This window comes from Bradyrhizobium sp. B120 (assembly GCF_049075665.1).
In the GTDB taxonomy this organism is placed as follows: Bacteria; Pseudomonadota; Alphaproteobacteria; order Rhizobiales; family Xanthobacteraceae; genus Bradyrhizobium.
Map to the genome: position 1 here is coordinate 2,272,310 of NZ_CP185242.1, position 17,995 is coordinate 2,290,304.

The window sequence follows — 17,995 nt, forward strand, 5'->3', positions numbered from 1 at the left end:
GCCGCGACAGGCTCCCATTTACGTCGCGCCGTCCAGATAGCCATCATGGATGAAAGGGGCTGGGCGAGCATATGAATTATATACGTTGATATACGTTGTGCGGGAGCGTCTGGCGTGTGATCTCGGCTTCGAGGATAAAATTCACCCGATCTCCGCGCCCAATGGAAAGAGAAACAGTGTCGTCTGTAGAAGTACACCAGCACATCGTCTCGCTTCTTCAGAAGCCGAATCCTGTCATCCTGGATATCGGCTGCAATGACGGAACCGATACGCAACATTTTCTCAACCTGTGCCCGCAAGGTCAAATCTACTGCTTTGAGCCGGACCCCAGAGCGATCATGCGCTTCAAGAAGAGGCTGGGCCCATCCCTCGGGAAGGTGAGGCTGCTTGAAATCGCGATCAGCGATAGAAACGGAATGATCGACTTCCATCCAAGCAATGCAGATGGTGATGTGAAGGAATGGGACCTTTCCGGCTCGATACGCCGCCCGAAAAATCATCTTACCGAGTATGATTGGGTTCGTTTCGATCGCCCCGTCCCGGTTCAAACGCGGCGGCTTGATGATTGGTGCAGCGAAGCCGGGCTGAACACGGTCGATTTCATCTGGATGGATGTCCAGGGAGCCGAAGCCGATGTCATCGCCGGCGGCATGCAGACCTTGAGCAACACGCGCTTTATCTACACGGAATATAGCGACCGCGAACTTTATGAAGGGCAGCTGTCCCTGCAAGCCATTCTTGACCTGTTACCGTCATTCGAAGTGACGGCCCATTATCCCCGCGAAGTGGAAGGTGATGTATTGCTCAAAAATACGCGGTTCTAGCGGCCAGTTGGATCCGGCGCCTTATTCATTGCTAGAAGACTGACCAGCGCAGTCTATGCCGCCCAAAGCTGCACAACGAGTGATCAATAAGGTGAACAAAATATATCGCTGGCCGGACAGGCTCGCGACTGTCCTTTGGTTTCCGGCTGCCATTGCAGATCCCACCGAGGCCACGTTCGGCGTTTGGTGAGTTTCTGACCATCACTTGCTTGGCGAGCCGGCACGACCGGCAGCATCGCGGTCAGCAGCCCGAGCCGTTTCAGATGCTTGAATCAACACGACCAGCCGGCGCTCGAAGCGTTTAAGCGTCTGAACGGCTGCTGTATGGTCCGGTCCTCTAGGAAGCTGATGCGCTTGTTCGAACAAGTGCCAAAGCAGTTGCATCAGTTCGCGCAGCTCCTCAAGATAGGCGGATTTCGTCACGCGCTTGGCGTCGCTCTTGTTATCTCAATGGAAGATCGAGCTGAAGCATGTTGTTCAGTCCAGATCAAGATTGCCGTGGGGCGATGCTGGGAAGATCGTCGTTCCTCATCGGATGAAGCGTGTCGCATGGCTTCTCCCCGGGAAGCTCATGGGAGTGCGACAACAGAGATGCCGTTACTGCTGGAGTTGATGCTCACGCCGGGGCGACTCTCTCGAATGGGTCTGTATCTCCGGATAAATCGGTGGCAGCAAGCCTCATTTGAAGGTCCTCTGTATCCATGCGGGCATAACTGCAGCAGCTGATGATCCCGCCGATCCCTCCGCCGTGCAGAGGGAATTGATCTCCTGGCCCAAGACTTGGCAAGCACCGTGCCATCGCCAGCTCAGTGAGAGAAAGCATGCATGGGAGGATGCGAGCTCGATAGACCGCAAGGTCCGGGTTTGCAGATCACATACCGATCGGCACTGTGCCTGCAACCGTTGGGAAGTTTGCATAGCCTTGACCATCGCCCTGATCTCTTGCAAGCCGTCCGCGAGCAGATTCGCTCGAACTGGCTAGTGGAGTTGATAGGGCGTAAGCGCGCTAGCAGCCTCGTTGACGATCGGTCTCCGTTCCTCTCGTGCCGGCTTTCCACTCACGCAAGACGCAGGATCAAATGGGCTTGCGCAGCCACTTCAGCGAGATAGTCATCCATCGCGCTTCGCGCGACAGCGCTGCCGGGGTGGCGGAAGTTCACGGAAATTCCGTGCTGCCAGCGACTGACCCACAGGTATGTCTCGTAAGCATCGGAACTACGGCTAATAAGAAATCGTGCCCGCCAGTGCGGCCAGAAGTCTGACCCGGGCACCGTCCGATTGTCCATATAGGATACCATGAAGCGGTCCCGCAGTGCGGTGCCGAGCAACTCCATGGCCTTTGAAAATGGCACCTGAGCGGTTTTCTTGGCGCGTTTGAGTTCCAGCCGGGCGGCGCGCGGGATTTCCGGCAACGTATCGGCCACCCGGAAGCTCACCGGGCTCATCCCGACATACCATCCAACCGAACGCATCGACCACAGATCGTATCGGGTGTGAAAAGGCGCGAGGGTGTGGAATTGTCGTTGGTTCGCCAGCGTCGTTCCGGCCAGCGCCAGACAGGCGAAAATCCCCGTCGCCGCGTTTCCGCCGTGGGACCTGCACCCGCGATCGAATTCGGATGCCCCGGCCCCATCGAGCAGCCACATTCGTCCGGTGCGCTGTGGGGTTCCTTCCGGCGCACCGAGTGGTAGCGGAAAATCCGGTAATTGATCGCCGTTTGCCGCAATCAGCTCGCGCCAATGGCCAATTGCGGGATGATTGTCGCTCAGGTCGGTCAGTCGCTCTCGTTCGGACACGGCGTGGTCCAGATAGCTGTGCACCGGTACCAACTGGGGCGCCACACCATGGATCGCGGCCGTGTACAGTTCGCGGATCTCATATGGGCCGTCGAGTAGGCATTGCTAACCGAGTGGTCGGAGGCGACCAGCAGGCTCGTGATGTCGACCGGCTGATCGTCACGAAGACATAAGCCGGCCAGCGCAGCCGGTTGGTCTCCGCGTCAAACAGGTCTTCCAGCAGCCGGGCAATTTCGTCGGGATCAGCGCAGTCACCCAGCACGGTTTGCTCTAGCGCTGCCGCGCCTGGATCAATCGTGGCGCGATGAAGGGCTGATCCATTCTTGGCCAAGCGGCTGCGTAATGCCTCGTGCCGGTTGACCCAGCCAAGGATCGCGTTCGTCAGCGCAGCTACGTTGAACTCGCCTGACAACTCGAACGCGGCGCCGAGCCAGCCTGGCCGGCCATCGTCCGCAGAGCGAAGATGTTCCTCCTGAACATGGGACGGACGGCGCGGGTCGGGCCGCCAGCTGACAGGGTCGGGAACGTTGACTCGCCACACCACCAGCCGAACCGGCTGCCGATCAATATCGCCAAATTCTTTGATGTCCATGAGCGGGTCCGTCGCGATGGTCACGGATGCAAGCTGCGCGTGTGGCGCAGCGGCGACCGCCAGATCCAAACTATCGAGGCGGTGCCAAGCAGGCTGCTCGCGAGCAACGTGGCGCGCAGGCCTGTTGCGGCAGCGGCCGCGCCGCCGGCCAGCGCACCCAATGAGGCCAGTCCCCACACCACGCTGCGGATGCTCGCATTGACCCGGCCCTGCAAGCGCTGCGCGACCAGCGCATATCGAATGGGAACCTGCTGCACGTTGTAAAGCCCTTGGCCGATCCACAGAATGAATTGGGAGAGCGCCACGCACGCCACCGCGGCCCAGAAGGGTTGGGTGAGCAGAGCCGCCAAGCTCATGCCTGCGGCGCTCACCGCCAAACCGATCATCAAAACCGGGCCGAGTCCGATTGCCCGGCCCGCCCACGGTGAGCTAGCCGCGCCGACCACACCGCCAAGTGCGCCGATGCCAAGTACCATGCCGACGACGCGGCTGTCGAACCCGAGATCCTTGGTCAGATGCAGCAGAAAAGCCGCAGAATACGCGTTGTGCCAAAAAATGAATGTGCCGCTGGCCAACGTGACTGCCCTCAAAACGGGATTGCCAAACACGCCCGCCAGCCCCTCGGCCACTTGGCCGAACACCGCGCTCGACGCGCCTGCGGAGCAGCTGGCGGCACGCATCGGCACCAGCGAAAGCAACGCGGCGGCAACCAGGAACGAGACCGAGTCCGCCAGGATCGCGGTCGGGGCGGAGAGTGCGTTGACGAGCCACCCGGCGAGGAACGGACCCACAGCCATCGCGCTCGCCTGGCTAAGCTCCAGTGAACTCTGCGCCCGAACCAGCTGAGAGCGGTCTACGACCGTGGGTATGCACGCCAGATAAGCCACGTCCGCGATCACCGCGGCAACCCCAACCAGCATGCTTGTCGTATAAAGCTGAACCATTCCAAGATGTCCAAGGCTGGCGAACAACGGAATCGTGGCCAGCATTGCCGCCATCACCACGTTGGCGGTCAAAAGGATTCGCCGGTGCGGGAGGCGGTCCACGATGACTCCGGCGAACAGGCTCACAACCAGGCACGGCGCCCGACCGCAGGCCAGCAGCAGCCCAGTCTGCGCCGGTCCCGCGTCCAGCAAGGTAATTGCGGTCAGCGGCAGCGCCAGCATGGTTACGTTGGAGCCCAGCAGCGAAATGGTCTGGCCGACGAGCAGTGCAAGGTAGCTGCGTGGCAGTCCGCGAGGCGCGGCGGAACGGGGCCGGTGCCTCACGCGTCGCCAGACAGGCTTGGGACCGAAAGATACCCTAGTCGGGCCAGCTCGCTTTCGGCGATCTGCTCGAACTCGGCAATCTGGGTTCGCGTTAGATCTTGGACGTGACGACCGATCCGACCTGGGTGCAGCGGCTTTCCTGCAGCCTCGGCGGCCGGATGACCGTGCGGTTGTTCGAACAATGCGTGCTCGTATTCGGCGTGACGCAGCACGGCCTCGTCCCAAGGCAAGCCGAGGTGGGCAAGGATTCGAGTCAGAGTGGGGCGGGGACTGCTTACAAGATCCTCGTAACGCACCTCGAGATAACGCCCGGGTGGCGCGATCCGATGCGGCTGGGACACCACGTCAAGCCAGCCGTGCGCGGCGTCGGCAATAGTTCGGTACCCCCAATCGGGAACGGTTTTCAGATGCGAGGCGGCAACGTCGCGACCGTCCCGCACGATATGCACGAAATGCGCACGCGGCCACAGCCGGGCGAAGTCGTCGATCTTGGTGATCTTACGCTGCAGTTTCAATCCCCAGCGCCGGGCTCCGCTGCGCGCTCTGCGCAACTCACCGATCTCGTTGATGAGCCGGCATCGGTCGGCGAACGAAACAATGTCGTTGCCCGCCTCGACCACGACCTTGCTGATCAGCTCGCGCGTGTCATCAAAGTCGAGACCGAACCGGCGGCACTGCACCACAAAATGCACCCCGTCATACCAGAACGGATCAATCGCGTTCTTGGTCGTGCCCGTGACCCGGGAATCGCCGGCCGCAAGCAGGTCGATCGCGCGCAGTATGTGTGGTCCTAGATTGGGCGGTTCGAGGAAGTCGATCTCCGGCCCGACTACCAGATCCAGATGCGAGTCCAGTACGATGCTCAGCAAGGTAGTGCCCGAGCGGTTCTCACCACCGAGCACTACTGGCGCTGTGGAAAATGGACCGGGCTGCGGCATGGCCATGTGCTCTGTTCGAGGTGCTGATCATCAATGGACGGGCGCGGTGAACCAGCGCCGAACCGCCCCCGGGGTCGCCACAAAATGATCTCTGGCGAACCGTACGGCGGCCGCCACTGGATCCGGGTCGCCACCCGTGCTCTCCATGTGGGACAGCGCCGCCGGCAGGGCCTCTCCAGCCGCTTCGACAGCCGCCTGCACGTCGGCGTCGGACACCGCGGCCGATGGCATGAAGCGCCCTCCGTACTGCATGAGGAAGCCCCGCGCCCACATCTCCTGGAAGAAGGCGTGACCAAGTTCGGCGTCGGCAAACACGACGTCGAACATGGTGGGCCAGGCGAACGCCCATGCCGCGACCTGCTCTCTGGCGAATACCTCGTTGAGTCCCTTGATCAGTTGCTCGCCAACCTCGCGCATCCGGGCGAGCATGGTCCCGTCGCGCAGCGCGTGCAGGGTGCTCAGTGCGGCCGCGAACGGGGTGACCTCGCGCTGGTAGGTGTTGCCCATGTATGTCTTCTCGCCGGCGGCGAGTACGTCTGCCCGCCCCGCCACTGCGGATAGCGCCATCCCGTTCGCCAGTCCTTTGCTCAGTGTGATCAGATCGGGCGTGAGGCCGACCGCCATGTGGTAGCCGCCAAAGGCGTAGCGGAATCCGGTCATCACCTCGTCAAGAATGAGCAGGGCGCCGTGCCGATGCACCAGCCTCTGCAGTTCCTGATGGTACTCGGGCGGGAAGAAGTTGACCTCGGGGGTGACGATTACCGCGGCGACGCGCTGGACACTTGCCAGTTCGTCGAGCAAGTCCAGGTTGTAGCGGAAATCCACGCTGTCCCGGTCGCGGTTGGGCAGCCCCATCTCCGGCCGGTCCTGCAACTGCCAGTCGTGCCAGCCATGATATCCGCTGGTAAGCACATGGTTCAGACCCGTGAACGCGCGGGCGAGGCGGACAGCGGCGGTGGTGGCGCACGATCCGGTGCGGAAAAACATCGAGCGTTCCGCGACCGGGAAGATCTCCGCCAGCCGTTCGGCCAGTTCGACCCGGTGCACGGACAGCGGCCCGGGCAAGATGCCGCCGGTACGGTGCATCTCGGCGGCTGCATGCGCCACGACCGGCTCATACCCGGCTCCGAGCGGCGCGGCCCCGCTACAGGAAGTGAAATCGACGTATTGCTTTCCGTTGATGTCCCATGCATGCGCGCCCGAAGCGCGCGTCATCACGACCGGAAAACGCCTGTTGAGATCCCATTTCTCCGAGGCGGTGACGCGCAGGGCGCGGCGTAGCGCGGATCTGTGCCCGTCGGTGGCGGCCGCGGTGGCAGTAGGCGTGGTGATGGACATGAGCCGTCTCCGTTTGATGATCATGCCCTCAGGTCAGCTGCGTGACTATTCTTCGAGCGATCCGCAGCGCGTTCGCCTGGATGGTGAAGGTCGGATTGACGCCTCCGGAATAGGGGAAGAAGCCGCCGTCCGCGACATAGAGATTGTCAACGTCATGCACCCGGCCCCAGCGGTCGACCACGGATTGTGTCGGATCGATCCCGGCCCGACAGCCACCATGCAGATGCCCACTGCCAAACTGATAATTGGAATCCTGATAATCGACTTGTTCCACACCGGCCTCGGCCAGCAGGTTCGACGCGCGTCGGGACAAATAGCCCAATCGGCGTTTGTCCAGCGGGTGGGTCTGGTAGTCGAGAATGATCTTCGGCAAGCCCAGCGCGTCCCGACTGTTGGCCAGTCGGACCGCGTTGCCGCGCATGGGCTGGTCGGCCGCCAGGAAATGCAGCCGTAGCGTTATCTTTCCGTCTTGGTCCGTGCGCTCAACCCGACTTGCTTCGTAGATCATTCCGCCGAGCCCCGAAGGAGCCTCGTCGTCCAGGTAATGATCGGAGATCGCGACGGTGGAGAACGGGCCGCCGGCCGGGTGCCCGGCCAGCGGATCGATCGTGGTGCAACCCGACACGTAGCCGCTGATTTTGAACGAGATGCCACTGCCGACCATGCCCGAGGCGTTGCCGATGCCGTTGGGCGCTGCTCGCTGCGCTGACCGTAGCAACAGGGCGGCAGATTGCACTGCGTTGCCGGCGAGTACCACGCAGCGGGCGCGGACCCGAGCGCGTTGTTGGCTCAGAGTGTCCAGCCATTCCACCGAGTCCGCACGGCTGACGTTGCCGAGATCGATGCGGACGGCCTTGCTGCCAAGGGCAACCGTGAGCGCGCCGGGCGGCAGGGAGGTATCGGTAAACGGCGAGCATGCGTCGGCCCTCGCGCCGGTCGGACACAGATGTTCGTTGCACGGCCCGTCGCAGTGACAGGCTGGCCGGCCGCGATATGGCACCGAGTTGATTGCCAATGGGGTGGGGAACGGTAGCCGGCCTAGGCGTCCGCCCGCATCGGCAATCAACCGGCCCTGCGCGCTGTACTGATGCGGGGGCAGAACGGGCGGATCGCTCGGCGGCTCGAGCGGGTCCGCCCCGGCTAAACGGGCCACTCCCATGCGCCATTCCAGTTCCTCATAGAACGGGCGTAGTTCGGCGTAGCTGATCGGCCAGGTCGGATCGAGCGCGTCCCCGGCCACATGTGCACGCGCGTCAAAATCAATAGTGCGATATCGGAAGGCTATTCCGGCATACAAAGTCATTCCGCCGCCGAGCGCGCAGACGGTCCACGGACGTCCGAACGGCGTCATCGTACCTGCCGCAGACAGCACCAGGGCGGCATCCATGCCATTTTGGACGCTCGCCAGCGAGGCGTTGGGAGGAAGCGCCCGACCTTGCTCGAGAAGGAGCACTCGCAATCCGTGTTGGGCGATCTCGTGGGCCACCGTCGAGCCGCCGGCACCACTCCCGATTACACATACATCAACGATATCGGCCGTCATATCCCACCCGCTGGCAACGAACATCGATGGTGCGCAATCGCGTCCTATTCATTAATGACCAACTGCCGTGAGACAATTGCCATATCCAGCGCTGAACGCGTGGCAGGTCTATGCGAGAGTCCCAGATTACCCGGTATGGCCTCGCCGCTTGCCAAGGATCATCGCGAACTACGCGAGATCGTACAATGTGACGTCGCGTGCGATTCAAGCCCTTCAGGCGGCAACCGCATGAATATAACCAAGCAGCTTTTCTGGAAGCAGTAGGAATGTCGAAGAGATCCATGAGGTTTCAGTCAGTTGTCCAATCCACCCGCCTGTGTTTTTGAGCGATCGAACGGGCGCTCGCCGATACTCCTCGAATCCGGATGCGTCGAGGGTCATGCGGGGGAGCGTTTTGAGGTCCCGATTTCGCCGGCAACGGGCTGGTCGGCGCAAACAACACTCCTGCCTGTGCAATCGTTGGTCGCGAGCAGGCAAGGCGATCCCGTGATGATGAGCCTTGAGGACGCGCTTGTCTTGCCAAGTCTTCGCAATCATCGGACGCGGGCGCGAACATTCCAAGCTGCCCTTCATAGTCGGTCAAAAAAAGCCCGGCCTCATTTCGAGGGCCGGGCGCAAGTCAGTCTGGGGGAGCGGGGCTGCTAAGCAACCCGCCAACCGCCGTCGACAGAGGGAGGACTGCCGACGGATATTTGCGGCGAAACATTCACCGCAAATTCTAATTACGAACGATCGCTGTCGGACAAATCTGGCGTCGCCTCCTTTGTTAACTAAGACGATTTTTCGCGGACTGCGGCTCAACATCGGCCAGCACAAGCTTGGGAAGGTATGTCCTTTGTCCTGGAAGATCGTCAGAGTCATGCTGATTAGATGAGCGGCACCGAACAGAGACGAACCGCGGCTTTCCGAACGGCGTCAACGCGCCGACGGCAGAGCGCAGCAGGGCTGCATCCCCTGTGGACATCCGCCAGTGAGGGGTCGGGAAGAACCACCGTGTTCGGAGGCGAGCACTCGGAGCCTGTTCGCGCGACCTCGCAGGCGATGATCGGGGCACCGGCATCGCCCTCTGCTGTACACACATCGACCGCATTGGCATCATCGTCTCACCGCTGGCAGCAGACTGTAGCGCCCGCCGACTTGCCGGGGATCCTCGTGGCCTACTATGAGATGGTACAACGTGACGCTAGGTACGATTCAAGGCCTTTGAGCTGCCCTCGCATGAAATTCAAGCTCCCGTCCCCCGCCAAGCAGCTAAGTCATCGGCGGGGTGGAGACGCATGTCGCATTCCGTTCATGGATGGGCCTGTACCACGTGAGCGCTTGTGGCACATTGCGCGTCGTATTTTTTGTGATGTCATATGTGTTTGTCTTTTCCGGAAGCTTACGCATTTCTATGTGGCGGGCATGAACCTTCAGGTCGTCATTTCGAAGGTTCTTGTTTGCTGTCCGAGTTGCATCGCCAACGTCGATGATCAGTTGGCTTGTAGGTCACCCCGTATGGCGGGCGGTGTTTGATTGTCAGAGACTCTCCTGGTGACTTGTACCCAGGAGGTCATATGAGCGAACATAGGTCTGAGACTAAGAACTTCGAAGTTATCACGGCGACACCCGAGCGGCTTCCGCTCAGCCCGGGGGGGGGGGACGATCGCACCATCTCAGGTGTTTGCCTGGCGGATGATCCGCGGGCATATTTCTCGGTCCTGGGAGACTTGGACTATATGATCCCGGACGTGGCTGAGCCGGTTGTGCGCCAGATTCTGGCAGCGAAGGCTTCGGCAACTGGCCTTAAGCCGGTAGTGCTTGACGTTGGCCGTTCCTACGGCATCAACGCAGCGGTGCATCGGTTTCCACTGACCTTCGGGGGCTTGCGTCATCGCTACGCCCGGCGTGAGATGAGGGCGATTAGTTCTGAGACACTGGTGCGCCTCGATCGCAATTTTTATGCAGCTTGGCCTGATGTCGGTTTGGCGCGACCTCGTCCAGATGCCATTTGTCACCGCGAGCGGGAGCGCGCTGGCAGATTCGCTCGGAGAACGGCTTGCCGAATTTCCGTGCCCACTGACGTCCGGTTTCGTAGGGCACGCCAATGCCACGCGCCGCCAGCATTTCCTCGACCATGCGCAAGCCTAAGGGAGGAAACCGGAAATACAACCAAACGGCAGAGCTGATCACTTCCGGTGGAAAGCGATGGCGGCGATAAAGAACGGCCCGGGCGGCCAACATGCCCGTCCTCTACCCCCCTCGGCCGCTCCAAATTCGTTAACTTGACGGTACCATCCTCGGCCTTCATACGCGGCCGCAATTGGCGACGATCGGCTTGGTCAACGCGCGCTTGCGCGTTATCTCGCGTGTTCGTGCGTTCGCCTTCGGCGATTCGCTTCGTATCACCCGGTGCCGGAACGCTACCGTGGCAGGGGCGTAGGGCCCATCCGGGCTTCATGCAACTCTGCACTTCATGACGATGATCCCGGACCGCCATGTCTCTGCCCAGTCGGAGATGTTCAATCATCTGGTCGGGGGCAACGGCGACTCGCCGTAGGCAGAAAGGATGTGCCGTAGCGATCGCCGTGCCCGGTCGCCTATTTCGGCCGAACGGTATGGCCGAAAAAGTCAGATGAATAGATCGCTGGAATGTATGATCGAGAAGTATTGTTCAGGATGATGCTGAACGTCGGCAGCATTCACATTGGAGAGCGTGATCGAATTACCCTCTCCGAGGTCAACGACGGTAGAATTCGAGCCATCCCCTTCGACGCGATTGACAAGATCGGCAAGCGTATGAATACCCGTATGATTGATCCCTTCCTCGATGTGCAGTTTATCCCCCAGCGTGAAGTCCATCACGGCATCCTTGCCGTTTCCGCTCGTAAACATGAAGTTGTCGTTACCGTCATTGCCGAACAGAACATCGTTGCCCTGATCGCCGAACAGAAAATCGTCGCCCGCATTACCAGAGAGCGTGTCGTCGCCCTGATTGCCTTCCAGATCATCGGTGCCCGCACCACCAGCGATCCAGTCGTTCCCGCCCATGCCCTGGATAAAGTCCCTATCGGGCGTCCCAACCAAGTGATCGTCGGAGTTTGTGCCGCGGATTATAGCCATGCCGTTCTCCTGTGTTGTCTCTGCTAGGCGAGCGGTCACGCAAGTGATCGCGCTCTGGCTACGAAACATAAACGTCGAAGCTGACGAAAACCTGATTGCACACTCAGCCAAAACGGATGCGATGAGTCGTCTGACTGCCGAGCGTTGTGCAAGTGGTTTTTCAATTGCCCTCCGGCTCGACACCGCGATCGGTGTTGCCGCGTTGATGGTGGGTGGATGCGAGACCTCACAGCGGTTTTTGGTCGTTGTAATTGTGCCAGAGCCACAACGGAAGCCGCTGGGACGCATTCCTTGCAAGACAACCAGATCGTTTTGATCTCCTGCCACCACGAGATTTGAAGCAGCCGGCTCAAGCAGGAATCCAATAAACAGCTTGAAGTTTACGTGGCGTCAGGTTGTAGGCTCTCGACGAGCGCTGACCCAAGCTACACGAGAAGGCAATCTATGATGCGCCAGGAGATCGAATTCGAGCGCCACGTGACGTTGGATATCTCGCTTCAAGGAGTCTGGAGAACGATGGACGGCAGAGTGTCGTCTCCTGACTCATTAATACATGCATCTGGAATACATGCATCTGGGAAGGGCCGGGAAGAATGATGGGTAGTTCGATCGAGCAAGTGCAGATCCACGGATACTGCTTTCGAACGCGTAGCAGGGCGACCACACCTTCAGCTTATGACTCTTTCAGAGTCCGCCGCCCTCACCGAAATGCGGTCGCGAACCTGCTCCGGGGGAATGCAACGGACGATGGCCACAAACGTCGGTGCCGCATGCTTTCACGTAACCCGTTTTAGATGTTGGATTTAATGGCAGTCGCGCCCGCTGTCCGGCGTTCCGAACTGGCTGAGGCGCTGCGCGCATGCCGCAGTGCCTTCATCGGCGTTGGCCTCATCAGCTGCATGATCAACCTGCTCTATCTGACAGGTTCGATGTTCATGCTGCAGGTCTACGACCGCGTGCTGCCGAGCCGCAGCGTTCCGACCCTGGTCGGCCTCGTCGTGATCGCCGCAGTCCTCTACATGGCCCAGGGCGTGCTCGATCTGCTGCGCGGACGGATCCTCGGCCGCGTCGGCACCGCGCTCGACGAAGCGCTCAATGCACGGGTGTTCGACACCATCGTGCGGCTGCCGCTGATGGCCGGCAATCGCAGCGAGGGCCTGCAGCCGCTGCGCGACCTCGACAATGTCCGTTCCTTCCTCGGCAGCATGGGTCCGGGCGCATTCTTCGACCTGCCCTGGCTGCCGTTCTACATGTTGATCTGCTTCGCGTTCCATTGGCTGCTCGGCGTCACGGCGCTGGTCGGCGCCGTTATCCTGGTGACCCTGACGCTGATCACTGAATACATGTCGCGCACGCCCGCGAGGGAAGCGATGTCGCTGGCGGCGCGGCGCAACGATCTCGCCGCCTCCAGCCGCCGCAACGCCGAAGTGCTCGTGGCGATGGGCATGGCCGGGCGGATGAACAAGCGCTGGAACGAAGCCAACGAGGAATATCTGACGGGCAACCAGCGCGCGAGCGACGTGAGCGGCGGGCTCGGTGCGGTCGCCAAGGCGCTGCGCATGATGCTGCAGTCCGCCGTGCTCGCGGTCGGTGCCTATCTCGTGATCCACCAGGAGGCCACCGGCGGCATCATCATCGCCGGCTCGATCCTGAGCGCGCGGGCGCTGGCGCCGGTCGATCTCGCGATCGCGCATTGGAAGAGCTCCGTCGCCGCGCGGCAGAGCTGGCCGCGCCTCAACCGCCTGCTGCAGCAGATTCCGGCGCGGCCGGAGCAGACGCTGTTGCAGGCGCCGCAGAAGAAGCTCTCGGTCGAGGCGGTGACCATGGTTGCGCCGGGCGACCAGCGCCCGATCGTGCAGGATGTCACCTTCGCCGTCGAAGCCGGCAGCGGCGTCGGCGTGATCGGCCCGAGCGGTTCCGGCAAATCGTCGCTGATCCGGGCGCTGGTCGGCGTCTGGGTGCCGGCGCGCGGCAAGGTACGGCTCGACGGTGCCGCGCTGGATCAGTGGTCGTCGGACCAACTCGGCCGCCATGTCGGCTATTTGCCGCAGGACGTCGAACTGTTCGCTGGCACGGTCGCGCAGAACATCTGCCGGTTCGATCCCGACGCCAAGTCCGACGGTATCATCGCGGCGGCCAGAGAGGCCGGCGTGCACCAGATGATCATCAAGATGCGCGAGGGCTATGGTACCCAGGTCGGCGAGCAGGGCACTGCGCTTTCCGCCGGCCAGGCGCAGCGCGTCGCGCTGGCGCGCGCGCTCTACGGCAATCCGTTCCTGATCGTGCTGGACGAGCCGAACTCCAATCTCGACAGCGAAGGCGACGAGGCGCTGACCCGCGCGGTGCGTGGCGCCCGCGAGCGCGGCGCGGTTGTGATCGTGGTCGCACACCGGCCGATCGGCATCGAGGGCGTCGACCAACTCCTGGTGCTGAAGGACGGCCGCATGCAGACCTTCGGTCCGAAGGAAGCCGTGCTCGGCCAGGTGCTGCAGCGTGTCGCGCCGTCGCCGATCAAGATCGTCTCCGACGCGGGAGATGCGAAGTCATGAAGGAGCAACGGCGGAACGCGCACAAGTCGATCAGGAAACACCTGATCGTCGGCCTCGTCGTGGTCCTGGTGCTCGCCGGCGGCGTCGGCGGCTGGGCTTCGACAGTGCCGATCTCGGGTGCCCAGATCGCGCGGGGCTCGGTGGTTGTCGATTCCAACGTCAAGAAGGTGCAGCATCCGACCGGCGGCGTCGTCGGCGAAATCCTGGCGCGCGACGGCGACACGGTCAAGGCAGGCGATGTCGTCGTGCGTCTCGACGAGACCGTCGTGAAGGCGAGCCTCGCGATCGTGGTCAAGACGCTGAACGGCCTCTATGCGCGTGCGGCCCGGCTCCAGGCCGAGCAGCAGGGCCTCGACAAGATCGCGTATCCGCCGCAGCTCATCGAGCAGGCGAGGGATCCCGACGTCCGCGATATCATGGCGAACGAAACCAAGCTGTTCGAAGTGCGGGTCAACGGCCGCGCCGGCCAGAAGGCGCAGCTGCGCGAGCGCGTCACCCAGCTCAACGAGGAAATCGCCGGCCTGCAGGCCCAGGAAACCTCCAAGGACAAGGAGATCGCGCTGGTGCAGCAGGAGTTGGTCGGCGTCCGCCAGCTCTATGAGCAGCATCTGGTGCAGCTCACCCGTCTGACGACGCTGGAGCGCGACGCGGCGCGGCTCTCCGGCGAGCGCGCGCAGTACATTGCCTCGCGCGCCCAGGCCAAGGGCAAGATCACCGAGACCGAGTTGCAGATCATCCAGGTCGACAAGGACATGCTCTCGGAGGTCTCGAAGGACCTGCGCGAGGCCAACGACAAGATCGGCGAGTTCGTCGAGCGCAAGGTGACCGCCGAAGACCAGCTCCGCCGCATCGACATCCGCGCCCCGCAGGACGGCGTGGTGCTGCAATCGACCGTCCACACGGTCGGCGGCGTCGTCACGGCGGGCGATGCCATCATGATGATCGTGCCGAGGGCCGACGACTTGTCGGTCGAGGTCAAGGTCAATCCGCAGGACATCGACAAGCTCCAGGTCGGACAGAAAACCGTGCTGCGGCTCTCGGCCTTCAACCAGCGCACCACGCCGGAGCTGAACGGCGTCGTCACCCGCGTCTCCGCCGACGTCACCACCGACCAGCGCACCGGGCAGAGCTACTACACCATCCGCGTCTCGATGCCGGCCGAAGAAGTCGCGCGCCTCGGCAGCGAGGTGAAGATCATCCCCGGCATGCCGGTGGAAGCTTTCATCCAGACCGGCGACCGCACCATGATGTCGTACCTGATGAAGCCGCTGAGCGACCAGTTCATGCGCTCGTTCCGCGAGAAGTGAGTCCTTCCCAATGCGTCGAAATCATTCCCGCCCTCTCCGCGATCTTCACTTCGCCTCCGGCGTTTTCCAAGGGACTCGCCGATCTCCTCGGCTCCAACGGTCATGCCGTCCTACAAGGAGAAGGCGATACCCGAGCCCATCGAACGCGCAGGCATGTTCTAGCCGAATGGAGCGTCAACTCGGGACAGGTGTTTGTTCTCGAGACCGAACTGGCATGCCACGTGGTAGCGTTCGTGATGCGAGCAGGGTTTTGTACGAGACGCTCAGATCTGCAGCCAGAACGACACGCTAGGCGGAGGCAGCGACATAATTTGCTCACTGAGTACCGTGTTTGCTGGCGAAAGAGCGCGGTTGCCATTATTATCTTGGACGAAGCGCAGCTTGAGACGTTCGCGCTCGCCTGGTCGGATAAAGTTCAGTATGAATCATATGGCTGGGAACCACTATGAAGTATCGGTAATGACAGATGAACAGCGCGAATTGGCGCGATGCAGGCAAGAAATAGCGCGCCTCAAACAGCTAGTTGCGCAGCTTTCTGCGCTCGTTTTGCGGAATGTCGCGGAAAATGCCGAGAGCCGAAAGCCGCGATGCAGATGAGGCGGCTCAGCCGCGTGCCGAATGATGAATCGACAGAAGGCGGACGTTAGACCATTGCCGTTGTGATCCGCAGCGCGGCGTCCCCCGGGGGGAGGGGGAGCGGCCCCGCCCTTTCTGTGGGGGCGGGGCCGCGGCATTTCCGGGCGAACTTTTCCTGGGTCGATGGGCAAAAGCGATGCGTGTCGCGCGGCGCGAAGGCCGAAACTCGGCCACTAGCGGTAGCATGCGGGACTGCGTCCCTCGAACAGGTCGACTCATCCAGCTGACCGTTCAAACATCTGCTTCAGGCCAGGCTAACCGTCTTCGATTGAGCCCGAGTTGGGGCCTAGTGCTGCATGGATCGGGAGGGGAGATCCGACCATCCGCATGTACGTGATGCTGGCTTTAAACCGATGGCGGTCTGCGGATGCCAAGCTCCTCAATGGCAAGCCTTGATATCTCCGTTGGATCGCCAACCCCTCTTGCGCCGATCTCGATAACCTTCCTTGCGACGATTTCGGCGATAGGGTCGTCACGATCGACCAAGCAAAGCGAGCGCAGGGTCCGTGTATAGGCCGACCTCAGACATTCAATTTCTTCAGGCCGTAGCTTGCCGCCTTGGAGCAACCGATCGATTGGCATTAATCGCTGCCTACCTCCCCGCGAACGCACCCCTTTTGACGGGGCGGACTAAGATGCGTCAGAAGGCGCTCGGGTTAGTCTCGCTATAGCCGCCCGTGGCGTCCCACTTATAAACAACATAGTCGATCCGCTTGATGTCTCCCTTGGCATCGTAATCCAGTTTGCCGATCACCGTGTCCCAAGAACCCGCTTTGATCGTGTCCATCACCTTCTTCGGATCGGTGGTGCCAACCTTGGTTGCGGCTTGCGTCCAGACCTGCACCGCAGCATAGGTGTATAACGTGTAGCCTTCGGGATCGATATTCCTGGCCCTGAATTTATCGACGATCGCAGCCGCCGTCGGTTTCCTGCGTGGGTCGGGCCCGAAGGTGAAGAGTGTACCTGCTCCAGCCGCGCCGGTGATCGAGGCATATTCCTTGTCGGCCAACGCGTCACCCGACATCAGTACGGTCTTCAGGCCCTGATCGCGCATCTGGCGCAGGATAAGCCCCGCCTCCTGGTGGTAGCCGCCGACATAGACGAGGTCGATATTGTCACGCTTCAAGCGCGAGACAATCGCATTGAAATCCTTGTCGCCCTTGTTATAGGACTCGTACATCTTCTCGATGACGCCAGCCTTATTGAGGGCCTTCTTCGTCTCGTCGGCAAGCCCCTTACCATAAGTGGTCTTGTCATTGAGAATGGCGATCTTCTTGCCGTTGAAGTACTTCGTGATATACCGGGCAGCCACCTGGCCTTGCTGGTCGTCGCGGCCGCAGACGCGTGCCACGTTCCATAGTTTGCGTTCGGTGAATAGTGGGTTTGTGGAGGCCGGCGTGATCTGCAGCACGCCGCCGTCGGCATAGGCTTCCGATGCCGGGATCGATGACGAAGAGCAAAAGTGCCCAGCAACGAATGGGATCTTGGCGGCGGCCACCTTTTCCGCTACCGATCGCGCCTGCTTGGGATCACAGGCATCGTCCTCGACGTCGAGGACGAGCTTCTTGCCGAGCAGGCCGCCGGAAGCGTTGATCTGCTCCACCGCCATCTCGGCGCCGTTCTTCATCTGCCGCCCGAAGGCGGACTCACCCCCGGTTATCGGCCCGGCGACGGCGATGGTGATGTCTTCCGCAAATGTCGCGCTGGACAGCATCGACGCTCCAAGTGCAAAGCCGATCAGCTTGAACGATTTCATGGGGTAATCCTCACAGGGTAAACGCAGCGGCGAGTAAGCTCGAGCAGAGCAAAACGAGCCCGGCGGCGGTCAGCGCCAGAAAGCAGCCGGAGATAAAGTCATGGTCGCGCATCAAACCCCTTCGTGCACTTCCACGAGCGAGCAGGAGCCCACCTGCACTTGGTAAGGAACGGCCCGCGCCGCTGAAACGCACAACGGTTCGCAGAGCTGTCGGCAGACAGCTCATCGCTCGAAAGCAGTACATGGATATTTGCCGACGTCGTCCCAACGGGGCAACGAGCCAAGGCGCCATGCGCAAAGCGAGAGCTGTATGAACGAGTAACGGTAACGTACAACGCGCTCGTCC

General features: G+C 61.4%; 12 protein-coding genes and 2 pseudogenes. 4 read left to right on the plus strand and 10 right to left on the minus strand.

What is annotated here, in order from left to right:
- Nucleotides 1-176 precede the first annotated feature (176 nt).
- Entirely contained in the window at nt 177-824 is a 648-nt protein-coding gene (locus ACOIX3_RS10605) for an FkbM family methyltransferase (protein WP_420969719.1), read from the plus strand.
- 201 nt (nt 825-1,025) lie between these two features.
- Here the strand turns inward: ACOIX3_RS10605 and ACOIX3_RS10610 are convergent, their stop codons facing one another.
- The 7 genes from ACOIX3_RS10610 to ACOIX3_RS10640 form a co-directional block, all read right to left on the minus strand.
- Nucleotides 1,026-1,247 (minus strand): hypothetical protein, encoded by a 222-nt coding sequence (locus tag ACOIX3_RS10610; RefSeq protein WP_420969720.1) that lies wholly within the window; start codon nt 1,245-1,247, stop codon nt 1,026-1,028.
- A 635-nt stretch (nt 1,248-1,882) separates the two neighbouring features.
- The gene (locus ACOIX3_RS10615) at nt 1,883-2,644 is read right to left on the minus strand and encodes a hypothetical protein (protein ID WP_420971708.1); all 762 of its coding nucleotides are present in this window, start codon (nt 2,642-2,644) and stop codon (nt 1,883-1,885) included.
- A 55-nt stretch (nt 2,645-2,699) separates the two neighbouring features.
- On the minus strand, nt 2,700-3,212 hold the full coding sequence (locus ACOIX3_RS10620) for a hypothetical protein (protein WP_420969722.1): 513 nt from the start codon (nt 3,210-3,212) through the stop codon (nt 2,700-2,702).
- A 20-nt stretch (nt 3,213-3,232) separates the two neighbouring features.
- Complete coding sequence (locus ACOIX3_RS10625; protein ID WP_420969723.1) at nt 3,233-4,378, minus strand: MFS transporter; 1,146 nt, start codon at nt 4,376-4,378, stop codon at nt 3,233-3,235.
- A 98-nt stretch (nt 4,379-4,476) separates the two neighbouring features.
- Nucleotides 4,477-5,424: a sulfotransferase family protein gene (locus ACOIX3_RS10630; RefSeq protein ID WP_420969724.1), complete on the minus strand. Its 948-nt coding sequence runs from the start codon at nt 5,422-5,424 to the stop codon at nt 4,477-4,479.
- Between the two features lie 24 nt (nt 5,425-5,448).
- On the minus strand, nt 5,449-6,756 hold the full coding sequence (locus tag ACOIX3_RS10635) for an aminotransferase class III-fold pyridoxal phosphate-dependent enzyme (RefSeq protein ID WP_420969725.1): 1,308 nt from the start codon (nt 6,754-6,756) through the stop codon (nt 5,449-5,451).
- A 28-nt stretch (nt 6,757-6,784) separates the two neighbouring features.
- On the minus strand, nt 6,785-8,299 hold the full coding sequence (locus ACOIX3_RS10640; protein WP_420969726.1) for a GMC oxidoreductase: 1,515 nt from the start codon (nt 8,297-8,299) through the stop codon (nt 6,785-6,787).
- A 1,652-nt stretch (nt 8,300-9,951) separates the two neighbouring features.
- On the opposite strand from ACOIX3_RS10640, the pseudogene ACOIX3_RS10645 reads away from it, so the two are divergent.
- Nucleotides 9,952-10,272: pseudogene (locus ACOIX3_RS10645) on the plus strand (class I SAM-dependent methyltransferase); the annotation flags it as partial.
- On the opposite strand, the pseudogene ACOIX3_RS10650 reads toward ACOIX3_RS10645, so the two are convergent.
- Together ACOIX3_RS10650 and ACOIX3_RS10655 are read right to left on the minus strand one after the other, a co-directional pair.
- Nucleotides 10,271-10,522, minus strand: a pseudogene (locus ACOIX3_RS10650) (IS6 family transposase); the annotation flags it as partial. The pseudogenes ACOIX3_RS10645 and ACOIX3_RS10650 sit on opposite strands and share 2 nt — an antisense overlap.
- A 387-nt stretch (nt 10,523-10,909) precedes the next feature.
- Complete coding sequence (locus ACOIX3_RS10655; RefSeq protein WP_420969727.1) at nt 10,910-11,401, minus strand: calcium-binding protein; 492 nt, start codon at nt 11,399-11,401, stop codon at nt 10,910-10,912.
- Nucleotides 11,402-12,207: 806 nt separating this feature from the next.
- Here ACOIX3_RS10655 and ACOIX3_RS10660 point away from each other — a divergent pair.
- Nucleotides 12,208-13,950: a type I secretion system permease/ATPase gene (locus ACOIX3_RS10660; RefSeq protein ID WP_420969728.1), complete on the plus strand. Its 1,743-nt coding sequence runs from the start codon at nt 12,208-12,210 to the stop codon at nt 13,948-13,950.
- Nucleotides 13,947-15,257: an HlyD family type I secretion periplasmic adaptor subunit gene (locus tag ACOIX3_RS10665; RefSeq protein WP_420969729.1), complete on the plus strand. Its 1,311-nt coding sequence runs from the start codon at nt 13,947-13,949 to the stop codon at nt 15,255-15,257. Before ACOIX3_RS10660 ends, ACOIX3_RS10665 begins: the two co-directional genes overlap by 4 nt.
- 1,276 nt (nt 15,258-16,533) lie before the next feature.
- Here ACOIX3_RS10665 and ACOIX3_RS10670 read toward each other — a convergent pair.
- On the minus strand, nt 16,534-17,649 hold the full coding sequence (locus tag ACOIX3_RS10670; RefSeq protein WP_420969731.1) for a branched-chain amino acid ABC transporter substrate-binding protein: 1,116 nt from the start codon (nt 17,647-17,649) through the stop codon (nt 16,534-16,536).
- Nucleotides 17,650-17,995: the final 346 nt, after the last annotated feature.

Excerpts from the sequence above, each read along its gene's own strand:
- ACOIX3_RS10620 (WP_420969722.1), bottom strand. The coding sequence starts at position 3,212 with ATGGACATCAAAGAATTTGGCGATATTGATCGGCAGCCGGTTCGGCTG.
- ACOIX3_RS10625 (WP_420969723.1), bottom strand. The coding sequence starts at position 4,378 with ATGCTGGCGCTGCCGCTGACCGCAATTACCTTGCTGGACGCGGGACCG.
- ACOIX3_RS10630 (WP_420969724.1), bottom strand. The coding sequence starts at position 5,424 with ATGGCCATGCCGCAGCCCGGTCCATTTTCCACAGCGCCAGTAGTGCTC.
- ACOIX3_RS10635 (WP_420969725.1), bottom strand. The coding sequence starts at position 6,756 with ATGTCCATCACCACGCCTACTGCCACCGCGGCCGCCACCGACGGGCAC.
- ACOIX3_RS10640 (WP_420969726.1), bottom strand. The coding sequence starts at position 8,299 with ATGACGGCCGATATCGTTGATGTATGTGTAATCGGGAGTGGTGCCGGC.
- ACOIX3_RS10655 (WP_420969727.1), bottom strand. The coding sequence starts at position 11,401 with ATGGCTATAATCCGCGGCACAAACTCCGACGATCACTTGGTTGGGACG.
- ACOIX3_RS10660 (WP_420969728.1), top strand. The coding sequence starts at position 12,208 with ATGGCAGTCGCGCCCGCTGTCCGGCGTTCCGAACTGGCTGAGGCGCTG.
- ACOIX3_RS10665 (WP_420969729.1), top strand. The coding sequence starts at position 13,947 with ATGAAGGAGCAACGGCGGAACGCGCACAAGTCGATCAGGAAACACCTG.
- ACOIX3_RS10670 (WP_420969731.1), bottom strand. The coding sequence starts at position 17,649 with ATGAAATCGTTCAAGCTGATCGGCTTTGCACTTGGAGCGTCGATGCTG.